Origin of the sequence: Acuticoccus kalidii, assembly GCF_021556395.1 — a bacterium.
Classification (GTDB): domain Bacteria; phylum Pseudomonadota; class Alphaproteobacteria; order Rhizobiales; family Amorphaceae; genus Acuticoccus; species Acuticoccus kalidii.
The window spans coordinates 98,588-112,575 of sequence record NZ_JAKGCS010000025.1; the positions used below are offsets into that span (position 1 = coordinate 98,588).

Sequence of the window (13,988 nt, forward strand, 5' to 3'; positions counted from 1 at the left end):
TTGCAATCGAGATTGGCGACGCCGGTCGGCCCACCAGCGAGGATAGCGGCGGAGGAATAGACGAGATGCTCGAGACCGGCCTCGACCGCGATATCGGCGACCGCCCGCCGCCAATGCCGTCGCCGCCGCCGTGTTCGGATCGCGGACCATGGCGCGGACGGGCGCGTTTCGTGCGCGCAGAGCGTTCGCGACGGCGCCGCCTTGCTGGCCGGTCGCACCGAGGACGAGCGTCGTGCCGACGGTGTCGTTCGGACCGTCTGTCTGTTGCGGCATCCCGTGTCTGCGAGCCTCCTTGCAACCGATGAGAGGGATGGATCGCTCACCCGCGCGGACATGGCCGCGCGGGTGCTCGGATCATCGAGGCGCGATCCCGGCGTTCCTTACGGGTAGCGCACGCCCCCTTCGGCGCGCATGACCTCGCGTGCGGTCTCGGGCAGCGGAATGAACTCCGCCTCGTCGCCGGGAACGGTCTGGAAACGGCCGCGCCGCCATTCCTCCTTGGCCTCTTCGATGCGCTCGCGCCGGGAGGACACGAAATTCCACCAGATATAACGCGGCCCCTCCATGGGCGCGCCGCCGAACAGCATGAACCGCGCGCCGTGCCCGGTGCCGTCGTCGCGTGCGATCACCGTCGCGGGGTCGCCGGGGCGCAGCACCAGGAGCTGGCCGGGCTCGAACGTGTCGCCGGCGATCTCGATCGTGCCGCTGATGGTGTAGAGGGCACGCTCTTCGGTGTTCGCCTCGATGGGGGCGCGGGAGCCGGGGGCGAGCTCGATGTCGGCATAGAGCGTGTCGGAGGCGGTGACGAGCGGCGAGCGCGCGCCGAAGGCGGATCCGGCGATCAGCCGCGCGGAGAACCCCTCCGCCTCGACGATCGGGAGGGATTCGGCGCCGTGGTGCATGAAGGCCGGATCGGATTCCTCCTCGTGCTGGGGCAGCGCCATCCAGGTCTGGATGCCGAAAAGGCGCTGTCCGGTGCTCTTGCGCTCCGCCGCCGTCCGCTCCGAGTGCACGATGCCTCGGCCCGCCTTCATCCAGTTCACCGCGCCGGGTTCGATCGCGAGCTCGGTGCCGAGGGAGTCGCGGTGCAGGATCTGCCCCTCGAACAGGTAGGTCAGCGTCGACAGGTTGATGTGCGGATGGGGCCGCACATCAATGCCTTGATCGGTCAGGAATTCGGCGGGCCCCATCTGGTCGAAGAAGATGAAGGGGCCGACCATCTGCCGCTTGGTGGAGGGAAGCGCGCGGCGCACCGTCATCTCGCCGAGATCGACGGCACGCGGCACGATCAGAGTTTCCACGGCGTCGACCGAGGCGGCGTCACCGGGCGTGGGATCGGGGCAGGGGGACCAACTCATGGGTTCAACCTCTCATCGTGGCTTTGCGGAACGGTCACGGCGCGCGGCTCCCGCACGGCGCACGCTCCACATTCGGGCAGGTTAGGCCGATCGGACCACCCGTTGATCTCGGCTCCGGCGCATAAAAAGGCGGCCCTTGGCCGCTGTGGCAGCCTCACGCCGTCTCGTCGGCGCGCGGCGCGGTGAGGGGCGGCAATATGCGCTCGATCGACGAGCGGCGGGATTCGTATTGCGGCGGCAGCTTGAGGGCCTCGCCGAGATGGGCCTCGTCCTCGTCGAGGGTGAAGCCCGGCGGATCGGTGGCGACCTCGAAGAGGACGCCGCCGGGCTCGCGGAAATAGATCGAATCGAAATATTGCCGGTCGATCACCGGCGTGACCTGATGACCCGCGGCGAGGAGCGCCTCGCGCCAGGCGAGCTGATCCTCTCGTGTCCGGGCGCGAAAGGCGACGTGGTGGTAGGTTCCGGCTCCCTGTTCGCCATAGGCCGACGCGCTAGCGTGAACGAGGTCGACCGAGGCATAGCCGTCAGCGGCGAACCGCAGCCTTTCGCCGTCGCCGTCCGCCTCGCTGCCCGCCATGCTCATGCCGAACAGATCGGTGAGGAGGCGGGCGGTTCGCTCGGGGTTCGCAAGCCCCAGCGTTACGGAATGGAAAGCGCCGATCTGAGGGGCGGGCCCCGCCGGCACCGTGGTCACGGACGCGACGTCGCCCTCGATCAGCTCGATGCGCATCCCGTCGGGGTCGCTGAGCCCGATCATGCGCGCGCCGAACCGCTCGTGCGGGCCGTCAATGGCGACGTTCGCCTCGGCGAGCGCTGTCATCCACGCATCGAGGGCGCCCGGCGGGACCGCGTAGGCCACCGCGCTCGCCATCCCGGGTCCGGCGCGGCCCGGTCCCGCATCGGCGAACGGGAAGAAGGTGAGGACGGTGCCCGGCGATCCGACCCGGTCGGCATAATAGAGGTGATAGGTGCCCGGATCGTCGAAGTTTACGGTCTTCTTTACGAGGCGCTGGCGGAGCACGCCCGTATAGAAGCGCAGATTGGCCTGCGGGCTGCCGCAGATGGACGTCACGTGGTGAAGTCCGGGGATCGGCTTGTCCATGCTCGTGTCCTTGCGCGTGGGTTGAGGGAGCGGCATTGTTCGTCAGGATGTCCCGTCGCGCCATAGGGGGCGCGTCGCGGCGGGAGCGAGAAGGTGACGCACGCGCGGCGGCTCGGCGCCGCGATGGTGGGCGCGGGCGAGCGCCTCCGTGTCGGCCTCGGCGTGGCTGACGCGCGCGTGTTGGCGTTGGTGCTCCAACCACGAGCCATGGCGGAAGGTCTCGAGCCACAGATGCGGCGCGGCGACGTCCTGGTGCAGCGACCAGCCGATCGCGCCATGGCGGCGCCGCTCCTCGCGGACCTCTGCCATTGCAGCCACGAACGCGGGGGCATCGTCCGGGTCGACATCATATTCCACGGTGACGAGGACCGGGCCGCGGTCCGGCTCCACGCTGTCGGAAACGATCGGCTCCGGCCAGTGCGCCGAGGCGGTGTGATCGACCTGCGCGCCCTGCATCAGCTTGAAGCGCCATGTCAGCGGGATCGCGATCACCGCCCCGGCGGCGGCGGCGAGCAGCGCCATTGAAATGCCGGCGGCGTTCGCCACCTGGCCCCAGGCGAGACTTCCGACCGTCATCGATCCGAAAAACACAGTGATGAAGACGGAGAGGCCCCGCGCGCGCACCCAATCCGGCAAGGCGGTCTGCGCCGAGACGTTGAGGTTGGCGAGCACCGCGATCCACGACGCACCGGCGACCAGCGAGGCGGCGATCGCCGCCGCCGGCTCGTGCACGAGGGCGAAGACGACGAGCGTCGCCGCCATGCCGAGCGTTCCGGCGGCGACGAGCCCGTCGGCGCCGAGGCGCGCCTTGAGACGCGGCATCACCAGCGCCCCGGCGACCGCTCCCGCGCCGGCGGCTCCCATCAGGCTGCCATAGAGCCCCGGCCCGCCATCGAGCACGAAGCGCGCAACGAGGGGGAGCATTGCCCAATAGGCGCTCGCAAACAGGAAGAAGGCGGCGGCCCGCACGAGGGTCGCCTTCAGCGCGCGGCTCGCGAACGCAAAGCGCAGACCGCCGACGAGTGCGCCGCCGAGCCGTTCGCGCGGCAGCATGTTCTCCGCCCGTGGCGGTGGCCGCCACCACAGGAGCGCCACCACGATCCCCGCATAAGAGACCGCGTTCGCCGCGAACGGGGCGGCGACACCGGCCGCGACGATGAGGACGCCGGCCATCGCCGGCCCGATGGCACGCGCCGCGTTGATGCCCATCGAGTTGAGCGCGATCGCCGACGTCAGCGCCTCGCGCGGGACGAGCTGCGGAACGATCGCCTGCCATGCCGGCGCGATGAAGGCCGCGCCGGTCCCGAACGCGAAAGTGAAGGCGAGGAGTAGGGCGGGGGTCATCACGCCGGACGCGGTGAGGGTGGCGAGCGCCACCGCCGCCCCGGCGAGCGCGATGTTCACGACAAGGATGAGCTTGCGCCGGTCGACGATATCGGCGACCGCGCCGGCAAAGAGCGCGAAGAGGAACATCGGCAACGTGGTGGACGCCTGCACAGCGGCGACCACCAGCGGCGAGGGCGACAGCTCCGTCATGAGCCAGGCCGCGCCGACATCGTGCATCCACGTGCCGACATTGGAGGCGACGGTCGCGATCCACAAAACGGTGAAGGCGACGTGGCCGAACGGGGCGAACGCACCCGGCGCCGCGCTCGGTCGGGCTGTCACGGTCATGGCAAAGTCTCTTCCGGGATCGAGGCGTGAACGGTGACGGCAAGGCCCGGCACGAGCGTCCGGTTGGGGTTCGCGAAGAGGCCCCAGACCGTCAGCGCGTCGGTCGACGGATCGATCGCGGCGCTCTCGAACAGCGGACGGCCGGCATGGGGATAGCGGGCGCCGGAGGGCAGTGTGATGTCGAGTCGGATGCGCTCGAACAGTTCGGCGGGATCGGCGGCGCCGGCGAGAGCGAGGGCGCGGGTCCGGTCGGCATAGGGGACGCGGTAGGCAACGCGGATCGGGTCGAGCACGACGATCTCGGCGAGCGCGGTCCCGGCCTTCGCCTCCACGAAGGCGCCTTCGGTCACACGCGGCGGCGAAATGGCGCCGTCGATCGGGGCGGACACCTGGGTGCGGCTCAGCGCGAGGGCGGCCGCGTCCTCTTCGGCGCGGCGCTTGTCGCGCAGGGCGAGGGCGGTGTCGCGTGCCACCTCGGCCCGGAGCGTCGCCACGCGCGAGCCGGTGCCGCGGGAGAGGAGTTGCGTCTGCCGCGCCGCATCGTCCTCGGCGAGGCGAAGCACCGCTTCGGCCTCAGCGAGCGCGGCCTTGGCGGCGCGCAGCGCAATCTCGAACTCCGCCGGATCGATCAGCGCGAGGATATCGCCGGCGGCGACGTCCTCGCCCCCCGAAAAGCGCAGATCCTCGACGACGCCATTCACGTGGTTCGCGACCACCACGGTGCGCGAGGGCACCACCGTGCCCTCGAAGGCGAGAACGCGCGGCGCGGCGTCGGCCGCCGCCCCGTCGATCAGCGCCGCCACCGAAACGGCGGCAAAGGCAAGGCGCACGGTTGCCGGCCGCGAGCGGAGGTTACGAGCGCTCCCGGCTTCGACGCTCCGGGCGAAAGCCGGCGTATCCGGCGGGCGGATCGAGGGCGGGCGCGGCGGACCTCGTCGTTCGGAACGCCTCGGGCATTCTGTCGTGGTCATGATGCTCCTGTTCGGCCTCATACCGCAAAGCAGGAGCAGCCGAGCGCGCCCCAGAACGAATTGAGGTCGGCGGCCGGAATCGGCTTCGTCCAGGCGATGTGGCGGTGGCCGTGGAGGCCGCAATGATTGGTGCAGCCGTCATGGCAGGCGCGTTCCAGCGCCATTTGCGGCCGCTGCGCCGGGGAGGGAATGTCTCGCACCGGCGACCAGTCGGGCATCGCCGCGGGCAGCGGCGGGGCAAGGCCGGCAAAGTCGCCGTCCCCGTGGACCACGCGGCCGTCGACCATGGTGAGGACGCTTGCGATCGAACGGATCTCTTCGGCCGGAACGCGCATATAGTCGGCCGAGAGGATTGCGAGGTCGGCGTACATGCCGGGCGCGAGCGTGCCCTTCACCGTCTCTTCGCCGGAGAACCAGGCCGAGCCGTGGGTCCACAGGCGAAGCGCTTCCTCGCGCGGGAGGACGTTGTCCTCGCCATAAAGCGGCAGGCCGCCGAGCGTCTTGCCGGTGGCGAGCCAGTAGAGCGCCACCCACGGATCATAGCTTGCGACCCGCGTCGCGTCGGTCCCCGCCCCGACGGGGACGCCCATCGACAGCATCCGGCCGATCGGTGGCGTCGCCTCGGCAGCCTCGGCGCCGTAGCGGTCGACGAAATATTCGCCCTGGAAGGCCATGCGGTGCTGGATGGCGATGCCGCCGCCGAGGGCACGGATCCGCTCGATATTCTTCGGCGTGATCGTCTCGGCATGGTCGATGATGAAGCGCGCCTCAAAGGGTTGGCGCTGGTTCACCCGCTCGAACACGGTGAGGAAGCGGTCGATCGATTCGTCATAGGTCGCATGGATGCGGAACGGCCAGCGGCGTTCGGCGAGGAGCTCCACCACGCGCTCGAGTTCGGTCTCCATCACGGGGCCGAGTTCGGGCCGCGGCTCCAAAAAGTTCTCGAAATCCGCCGCCGACCAGGTGAGGTTCTCGCCGGCGCCGTTCATGCGCAGCATCGCATCCCCGGCGCCGGGCTCGGTCATCTCCACCCAGCGCTCGTAATCGGTCAGCTCCTCGCCGGCGGTCTGGGCGAAGAGGTTGTAGGCGATCCGCACGGTGAGGTCGCCGGCCGCGTGCAGCTCGTCGATGACGTCGTAGTCGTCGGGATAATTCTGGCCCCCGCCGCCGGCATCGATCACCGAGGTGATGCCGAGCCGGTTCATCTCGCGCATATAATGGCGGGTGGAGTTGACGGCGTATTCGCGCGGCAGCTTCGGCCCACGCGACAGCGTCGAATAGAGAATGAGCGCGGAGGGCTTGGCGATCAGCATGCCGGTCGGGTTGCCGGCCGCGTCCTTCTCGATCACGCCGCCCGGCGGGTTCGGCGTATCGCGGTCGATCCCGAGCACGGTGAGCGCGGCGCGGTTGAGGAGCGCGCGGGCATAAAGGTGCAGGATGAAGACCGGCGTGTCCGGCGCCGCGGCGTTGATCTCCTCGAGGGTCGGCATCCGCCGCTCGGCGAACTGGAATTCCGACCAGCCGCCCACCACGCGCACCCATTGGGGGGCGGGGGTGCGGATGGCCTGTTCGCGCAGGAGGCGCAGCGCGTCGGCGACGGAGGGCACGTTCTCCCACCGCAGCTCCATATTGTAGTTGAGCCCGCCGCGAATGAGGTGGGTGTGGCTGTCATTGAGGCCCGGAATGACGCGCCGGCCGCCCGCATCGATCACGCGGTCGATCGGGCCGGCGGCCTCTCGCACCGCCGCCTCCGTCCCGGTGGCGAGGATGCGGCCGTCACGAACCGCCAGCGCGTCCGCCTCGGGCGCCGCGGGGTCGAGCGTCGTGATGCGGGCATTGTGGATGAGCGTCGTCATGGCGGGGTCCGTCTGGGATCGGGCGAGGCGTGGCATGGCGGCGAGGCCGGCGAGCGCGCTGCTCGCCTTCATGACGGTGCGTCGTGTGAAGGACATGGATGAATTCCTGTGTGTTCACGCGGGTCCGGTCGGGCGCGCCGCGGCGGTCGCTTCGCGAGCCGCGGCGCGTATCGGGGCAAAGGCGGCGCGATCGGGGGGCGCGCTCGGCGATCGAGGCGGCGCGAGCGGCGCGGATCGCCGCGGCGGCGCCGGCTTACTCGGCGGCCGTGACGGCGGCGGGAATGGCGGCCTGGCGCGGCCCATGGGCGACGCGCTCGGGCGCGCCATGGACCATCGTATAGGCGTAGTCGATACCCATGCCGTAGGCGCCGGAGTGCTCCTTCGCGATGCCGATGACGCCGTCATAGGTCTCCCGGCGCGCCCAATCGCGCTGCCATTCGAGGAGCACCTGCTGCCACGTCACCGGGACGACGCCGGCCTGCACCATGCGGTCCATCGCATATTGGTGCGCCTCCGCGGAGGTTCCGCCGGAGGCGTCGGCGACCATGTAGATTTCGTAGCCGCCCTCCAGCATCGCGCCGAGCGCGAAGGTGGTGTTGCAGACTTCCGTCCAGAGGCCCGAGACGACCACTTTCTTGCGGCCCGCCGCCGCCAGTGAATCGCGCACCTTCTGGTCGTCCCAGGAGTTCATCGAGGTGCGTTCCAGCAACGGATGCTCGGGGAAGACCGCGAGGAGCTCGGGATAGGTGTGGCCGGAAAAGCTGTCGGTCTCGACGGTGGTGAGCGTCACCGGGACGGCGAAGAGCTTTGCCGCCTTCGCCAGTGCGACGGTGTTGTTCTTGAGGGTCTGCCGGTCGATCGACTGGACGCCGAAGGCCATCTGCGGCTGATGATCGATGAAGATCATCTGGCTGTTCTGCGGGGTGAGCTGTTCGAGTTTCGGATCGTGCATGGTTTGCTCGTCACTCAAAGGTTCGGGGGGCTGAACGGAGGGGCCGGCCGGCATGACCGGCGCGCCGGGCGGCCTCGTCATGCGGCGGGGTCTTGCAAAGAAGGGCGGAGGGCGGTGAGCCATGCGCGCAGCATCGCGGCCGCCGCGACGCCGAGGCGTTCGCCGTGCGCCTCGGCATCGGCGCGCAGCGTGACCGGATCGATGCCGGCGTGCGCGATCTCGGCGGCATGGCCGATCAACCAGTGCTCGAACCGCTCCGCCGCGGCCTCGGCGTGGAATTGCAGCGCCAACACGTTCGGCCCGCGCGCGAAGGCTTGCGTCGGACAGACCGGGGTCGCGGCGAGCCGGTGGCACCCGGCGGGGAGGTCGAAATTGTCGCCGTGCCAGTGGAGAACGGGCGTGCCATCGAGCGCGGCGAGCGGGCTTGCCATCCCTTCGGGCGTCAGCGTGACGGGCGACCATCCGATTTCCCGCCCCGCGCCCGCGTGGACGGCGGCGCCGAGCGCCCGCGCCATCAATTGCGCGCCGAGGCAGATGCCGAGCGTCGGCCGGTCCGCCGCGAGGCGCGCCTTCAAGAGGGCGATTTCCTGGGCGATCACCGGGTAGGCGGCCGCGTCGCCGACCCCGATCGGCCCGCCGAGGACCACGAGGAGGTCGGCGGCGAGCGGGTCGAGTGAGGCGAGGTCGCGCTCGGCGGCCTCGACATAGTCGATCGTGTAACCCGCCTCGGCGAGGGGCGCGGCGAAGCGGCCGAGATCCTCGAAATGGATATGGCGGATGGCTTGAACGGTGGGGCGGGGCATCCGGCGCGTCCTCACGTTCCGCGGGCGCGACGGCGCGCGGCAAGGATGTGTTCGAGATCCTTGAGCGCGGCGGCGGCGGTCGCGACCGGCTCCTCCCCGCATCCGAGGGCGACGATCTCGCCCATGGTGTCGGTCGCGATGCGGATCGCTTTGGTTTTGCCGGGCACGCGCGCGAACGGATCGTCGGCGCAATAGGTCTCGATCCCGACCGCAGCGCGCCATGTCTCGCCCTCGCGCGACAGGCGGCCGACGAGCTTCGGAACGCGGCCATCGCGCCGCCAGCCGGCGATCTCGGCCGAGGTGACGGCCTCCATGCCGCCGACCCTCACATCGTCGATCGCAAGGGGCGCGCCGAGGCCGAAATTGGCGAGGATCACGAGCTTCGACGCGGTGTCCCAGCCTTCCACGTCGCCGCGCGGATCGCGCTCGGCGAAGCCGCCGGCCTGCGCCTCGGCGAGGGCGTCGGACAGTTCGATCCCGCGCGCCATCATGGCGTCGAGCAGGTAATTGGTCGTCGCGTTGAGGATGCCTTCGAGGCCGAGGATCGCAGCGCCCTTGAGGCTGTGCTCGATGAGGTCGATGGTCGGCAGCGCCGCGCCGCTCGCCCCGCTCACCTTCAGCATCGCGCCCGTCGCCCGGGCGGTCTCCATGAGCGCCGCGCCCGAGTGGACCAATGCGCCCTTGGAGATTGCAATGGCATCGTGCCCGGCGGCGAGGGCTTGAATGAGGTAGGCGAGGCCCGGTCCGCCGGTGCGGTGGTCGCTCGGCCCGGCGTCGATCACCACGTCGGCGCCACTCGCGGCGATGACGTCCGGCCCGCTGACGCCGGCCTCGAGGTCGGCGAAGCGGGCCTCGGCGATGCCGTCTTGGTCGATCAGGCCGGCGCGCGATCCAACGACCGCGACGAGGGCGACCTCGGTGCCGTAGAGATCGCGGTAACGCTCGCGCCGGGCGAGCAGCATGGAGGCGGTCGCCCGGCCGACGCGGCCGAAGCCGGCGATCGCGACGCGACATGTCTGCATGGCATTCTCCCCGGACACGCGTGGCAGCGACCCGCCCGGACGAGCGTTCGGGCGGCCTCTCGGGATCGGCGTCGTGCTGCCGAGATCAAGCGGGAGGGATGTAACGTGCCGAACAGATAACGAAAATCAATATCTCTTTGCTCTGAGCATCACGCCACGTTATCAATCGTCATGCTCGCCGAATTGCGTACACTCGTGGCGGTCGCGCGCCACCGCACTTTCGCCGCCGCCGGTCACCGCATCGGCCTGACGCAGGCTGCCGTCAGCGGTCACATCCGCCGCTTGGAAGACACCCTCGGCTTTCCCCTCTTCGAGCGGACGGGCCGGTCGGCGGTGCTCAACGAGGCCGGGTGGCGGACGGTGAAGCGCGCCGAAGAGATTCTGCAGAGCGTCGACGCGCTCGCCGCGCCCGAGGCGGAGGAGACGGCGCCGGGCATGATGCGGATCGGCGCGATCAACTCCGCGCAGCCGACGATCCTCGCCCGGGCGCTGGTGCCGTTCCGGCAGCGGTTTCCGCGCTGCCGGATCCATGTCGCGCCCGATCTCTCATTGCATCTCATGGACCGGATCGAGACCGGGCTGCTCGACCTTGCGATCATCACCCGGCCGACCTTCGACCTGCCGCGCGATCTTCAATGGACGACGCTCGTCCGCGAGCCTTACGCGCTTGTCGTGCCGGCCGGGATCGAGGGGGACGACTGGCGTGTGCTGATCGAGGAGCACGCGTTCATCCGGTATGACCGGGGCTCGTTCGCCGGCCGTCATCTCGACCGTTTCTTGCGCGAATCCTCGGTCAAATTGCGCGAAGGGCTCGAGGTCGACGACCTCGCCGGCATGGTGGCGATGGCTGCGAACGGGCTCGGCGTCGCGCTCGTGCCGCTCTCGGAAGCGCTGTTGCCGCTTCCCGAAACGGTGCGCGCGCTGCCGGTGACTCCCGAGCCGATCTATCGCGATATCGGCCTCGTTCGGCGTGCCGGGGAGAACTGGTCGCCGGCGATGGACCTGTCAGCCGAGCTGATCGCGGCGGCTTAGAGAACGCCCGGCGCGCGTTCCCGCCGGCGCCACATGCTAGACGCTCTTCGCCGCCTTTGCGCGGACCCGCTCGCGCCAGAAGGCGAATAGGCCGGCGCCGATCACGATCGCGCCGCCGAGGATCGTCCAGGGGCTGACGATCTCGCCGAAAATGGCGACGCCGATGGCGGAGGAGGCCACCGTCTGAAGGTAGGTGAAGGGTTGGATCGCCGAGGCTTCGGCCGCCTCGAACGCCTTGATGAGAAGATAATGGCCGCCCATGCCGGTCATGCACAGGACGAGCATCATCATCACCTCGGTGGGCGTCATCCACGACCAGAACCACGGGCCGATCAGCGTCATCGTCACCGCGCCGAAGACGCCGGTATAATAGAAGCTCGTCATCGCCGTGTCGGTGCGGGCGACGCGGCGGGTCATGAGCTGATAGGCCGAGAACATGAACATCGCGAGCAGCGCGACGCCGAGCTCGGGCGTCAGCGCACGCGCGCCCGGCTGAATGATCAGCATCATCCCGATGAGCCCGACGCCCACCGCCGTCCATCGCCGCCAGCCGACCTTCTCGCCGAGGATCGGGCCGGAGAGGGCGACGACGAGCAGCGGCATGAAGGCGAAAATCGCATGACTGGCCGCAAGACCGAGAAGCGCGAAGGCGGCGATCGCGACGCAGATCTCGAGCGCGAGCAGCACGCCGCGCAGGATCTGGAGGCGCGGTTGCCCGGAGGTGAGCCCGGCGCGAAAGCCGGTGCGCCATAGGAGGAGCAAGCACACCGCGCCGAACGCCCAATAGCGCCACATGGTCACGAAGACGGCGGAGTGATTGTCCGCCAGCGCCTTGGAGAATCCATCCTGTGCCGCGAAAATGATCGTCGAGGCCACCATGAAGGCGACCCCGCGCACTGTGTTGGTTTCACCAGCGGGAGCCGCGGTAGCAGGGATGAGTGTCATGATGTCGCTATCGCCCGGCGCGGAACGGGACGCAAGGGCGGCACGGCGAAGATCACCGCGAGGCCGCCGGGCGCGGTCGGCCCCATGTCGTCCGCCCGCGAAAGGGCGGGTCAATGCCGATGCGGGATCGGACGGGTGGCCGTCGCGCGCGGCTTGCCGTTTGACACCGCAGGATGAATGTCCGCGACAAGTTGCCACCCGGCGTTGTGGGTCTCGTCCGAGCAATTTTCACGGGATGACGCCTCGGGAGGCACGGGCAGAGCCTGTCGAGTGGCTCGGCGGGGGTTTGGGACGCCCTTGCGGGGCGGCCACTCCGGGTAATGAAGATATCTCGGAATGTCGCGCTCCGAACCTTAAAATGAATTGAAAATGTTTCCATATCCGCATATTTTGTGGATATGGATGACCTTGACCGCAAAATCATCGACCTGTTGTCCGCGGATGCGCGGCGCTCGCTCGCCGATATCGGCGGAACCGTCGGCTTGTCGCCGTCGAGCGTCAACGAGCGGATCCGGCGCCTGACGGCCGCGGGCGCGATCCGCCGCTTCACGGTCGAGCTCGACCCGGCCGCGATGGGGCTCGATACGCTGGTGTTCGTGTGGATCGCCCTGCGCGAGGACGCGGACGAGGCCGCATTCCGCCGCTATGCCGAGGCCGAGCCGGCGATCCTCGAATGTCACCACGTCACGGGGGGCTGGTCCTATCTGATGAAGATCCGTGTCGGGGAAACCGCGTCGATCGAAGGCGTCTTGGCCAACCTCAAGGGGCGTAAATTCTTGGGCCGCAGCGAGACGGTGATCGCGCTCTCGTCCCCGGTTGCCGGGGCCTATGTCCAGAAAGGGGAGGCGGAGGGCGGCTGATGGAACCGGTCTTGTTCTTCAAGAGCCTCATCCTCGGGCTCGCCGTCGCGGCGCCACTTGGGCCGATCGGGGCGCTTTGCATCAACCGGACGCTGGAGCGGGGCTATGTCGCCGGGATCGCCGGCGGGTTCGGCACGGCGTTGGCGGATGGGGTCTATGCGGCGCTCGCCGCGCTCGGCTTTGCGACGTTTTCCGGCATCCTCGGTGAGATCGATACGCCGCTTCGCCTCGTGGGCGGCGCCTTCATGGTGTGGCTCGGATTGACGAGCATGACGCCGACGGAGCGAACGGCGGCGGCGGCGGTCTCCGCGCGCGACCTCCTCGGCATCACGGGGGCGACATTCCTCCTCACGATCACCAACCCGATGACGATCCTCTCCTTCGCGGCGATCTTCGCCGGCCTCGGCCTTGCCTCGGGGACGGGAGCGGGGGGCGCCGCTCTCGTCGTGTCGGGGGTTTTTGCGGGCTCGATGCTGTGGTGGTGCGTCCTCAGCGGCGGAGTGGCGCTCGCCCGCCACCGCCTGCCGGAGCGCTTCGCCGGCTGGGTTTCGCGTCTGTCGGGGGCCGTGCTGATCGCCTTCGGGATATGGGCGATCGGCTCGGCCCTCGTCTGACGCGCCCGGCCGGGTTCAGGCCGAGACGCTGCGCGATTCCACGATGGTCGTCGAAACGAGGGCTTCGGGCTCGTAGATGAGCCGTGTCGCGAGGCCGGCGATCATCGCCCCCAGGATCGGCGCCAGCCAGAACAGCCAGAGTTGGCCGATATAATCGGGGCCGGCGAAGAGCGCCTGGCTGGTGCTGCGCGCCGGATTGACCGATGTGTTGGTGATCGGGATCGTCACGAGGTGGATCAGCGTGAGGCTGAGGCCGATCGGAATGCCGGCGAACCCGCTTGCCGCGCCCTTCGACGTCGTGCCGACGATGATGAGGAGAAAGAAAAAGGTCGCGACGAGCTCGGCGCTGAAGCAGGCGGCGAAGCTGTATTTGCCGGGACTGAGCGCCCCGAAGCCGTTCGCGGCGAAGGAGCCCGGTACCCATTCGGGCTTGCCCGACGCGATCAACCACAGCAGTGCGGCGGCGAGGACCGCGCCGAGAACCTGCGCCCCGATATAGGGCAGCACATGCTTGTTGAGGCACCGATTTGCCGCCCAGAGCCCCAGCGTCACCGCCGGATTGAAATGGCCGCCGGAGACGTGCCCGACGGCGTAGGCCATGCTGAGCACCGTGAGGCCGAAGGCGAAGGCAACGCCGACGAAGCCGATCCCGAGCTCGGGGAACGCGGCGGCGAAGATCGCCGCGCCGCATCCGCCGAACACCAGCCAGAATGTTCCGAGAAACTCCGCAACGATGCGCCGTGTCATGTCGTTTTGCATCGAACCCTCCCATGGCCGCTGAAGCGCAGCGGAGCGC

General features: G+C 69.3%; 13 protein-coding genes and 1 pseudogene. 3 read left to right on the top strand and 11 right to left on the bottom strand.

Going from position 1 to position 13,988, the window contains the following annotated elements:
* Window positions 1-114 precede the first annotated feature (114 nt).
* The 9 genes and pseudogenes from L1787_RS26115 to L1787_RS17265 all read right to left on the bottom strand — a co-directional run.
* Window positions 115-273: pseudogene (locus tag L1787_RS26115) on the bottom strand (NmrA family NAD(P)-binding protein); the annotation flags it as partial.
* Between the two features lie 107 nt (window positions 274-380).
* On the bottom strand, window positions 381-1,358 hold the full coding sequence (locus L1787_RS17230) for a pirin family protein (RefSeq protein ID WP_235710235.1): 978 nt from the start codon (window positions 1,356-1,358) through the stop codon (window positions 381-383).
* Between the two features lie 154 nt (window positions 1,359-1,512).
* Window positions 1,513-2,463, bottom strand: a complete 951-nt coding sequence (locus L1787_RS17235) for a ring-cleaving dioxygenase (RefSeq protein WP_235710237.1) — start codon at window positions 2,461-2,463, stop codon at window positions 1,513-1,515.
* A 42-nt stretch (window positions 2,464-2,505) separates the two neighbouring features.
* A complete protein-coding gene (locus L1787_RS17240; RefSeq protein WP_235710239.1) occupies window positions 2,506-4,137 on the bottom strand; it encodes an MFS transporter in 1,632 nt (543 codons plus the stop codon).
* Window positions 4,134-4,967 carry an efflux RND transporter periplasmic adaptor subunit gene (locus tag L1787_RS17245; RefSeq protein WP_235710241.1) on the bottom strand — a complete coding sequence of 278 codons (834 nt, stop codon included), beginning with the start codon at window positions 4,965-4,967 and terminating at the stop codon, window positions 4,134-4,136. Before L1787_RS17245 ends, L1787_RS17240 begins: the two co-directional genes overlap by 4 nt.
* A gap of 158 nt (window positions 4,968-5,125) precedes the next feature.
* Window positions 5,126-7,060 carry an amidohydrolase gene (locus tag L1787_RS17250; RefSeq protein WP_439648297.1) on the bottom strand — a complete coding sequence of 645 codons (1,935 nt, stop codon included), beginning with the start codon at window positions 7,058-7,060 and terminating at the stop codon, window positions 5,126-5,128.
* Between the two features lie 157 nt (window positions 7,061-7,217).
* Window positions 7,218-7,916, bottom strand: coding sequence for a hydrolase (locus tag L1787_RS17255; protein ID WP_235710243.1), 699 nt, complete (start codon window positions 7,914-7,916; stop codon window positions 7,218-7,220).
* A gap of 77 nt (window positions 7,917-7,993) precedes the next feature.
* Window positions 7,994-8,719, bottom strand: a complete 726-nt coding sequence (locus L1787_RS17260; RefSeq protein ID WP_235710245.1) for a glutamine amidotransferase — start codon at window positions 8,717-8,719, stop codon at window positions 7,994-7,996.
* 11 nt (window positions 8,720-8,730) lie between these two features.
* Window positions 8,731-9,741 (bottom strand): homoserine dehydrogenase, encoded by a 1,011-nt coding sequence (locus tag L1787_RS17265; RefSeq protein ID WP_235710247.1) that lies wholly within the window; start codon window positions 9,739-9,741, stop codon window positions 8,731-8,733.
* A 183-nt stretch (window positions 9,742-9,924) separates the two neighbouring features.
* Between L1787_RS17265 and L1787_RS17270 the strand changes: the two genes are divergently transcribed.
* The gene (locus L1787_RS17270) at window positions 9,925-10,773 is read left to right on the top strand and encodes a LysR family transcriptional regulator (protein ID WP_235710248.1); all 849 of its coding nucleotides are present in this window, start codon (window positions 9,925-9,927) and stop codon (window positions 10,771-10,773) included.
* A gap of 36 nt (window positions 10,774-10,809) precedes the next feature.
* On the opposite strand, the gene L1787_RS17275 is transcribed toward L1787_RS17270, so the two are convergent.
* Entirely contained in the window at window positions 10,810-11,718 is a 909-nt protein-coding gene (locus tag L1787_RS17275; protein WP_235710250.1) for a DMT family transporter, read from the bottom strand.
* 398 nt (window positions 11,719-12,116) lie between these two features.
* Here L1787_RS17275 and L1787_RS17280 point away from each other — a divergent pair, with 398 nt between their 5' ends.
* Window positions 12,117-12,578, top strand: coding sequence for an Lrp/AsnC family transcriptional regulator (locus tag L1787_RS17280; protein ID WP_235710252.1), 462 nt, complete (start codon window positions 12,117-12,119; stop codon window positions 12,576-12,578).
* A complete protein-coding gene (locus L1787_RS17285) occupies window positions 12,578-13,192 on the top strand; it encodes a LysE family translocator (protein ID WP_235710254.1) in 615 nt (204 codons plus the stop codon). The genes L1787_RS17280 and L1787_RS17285 overlap by 1 nt, the downstream gene beginning before the upstream one ends.
* Window positions 13,193-13,207: 15 nt before the next feature.
* Here the strand turns inward: L1787_RS17285 and aqpZ are convergent, their stop codons facing one another.
* Window positions 13,208-13,951 (bottom strand): aquaporin Z, encoded by a 744-nt coding sequence (aqpZ, locus tag L1787_RS17290; protein ID WP_235710256.1) that lies wholly within the window; start codon window positions 13,949-13,951, stop codon window positions 13,208-13,210.
* Window positions 13,952-13,988 lie beyond the last annotated feature (37 nt).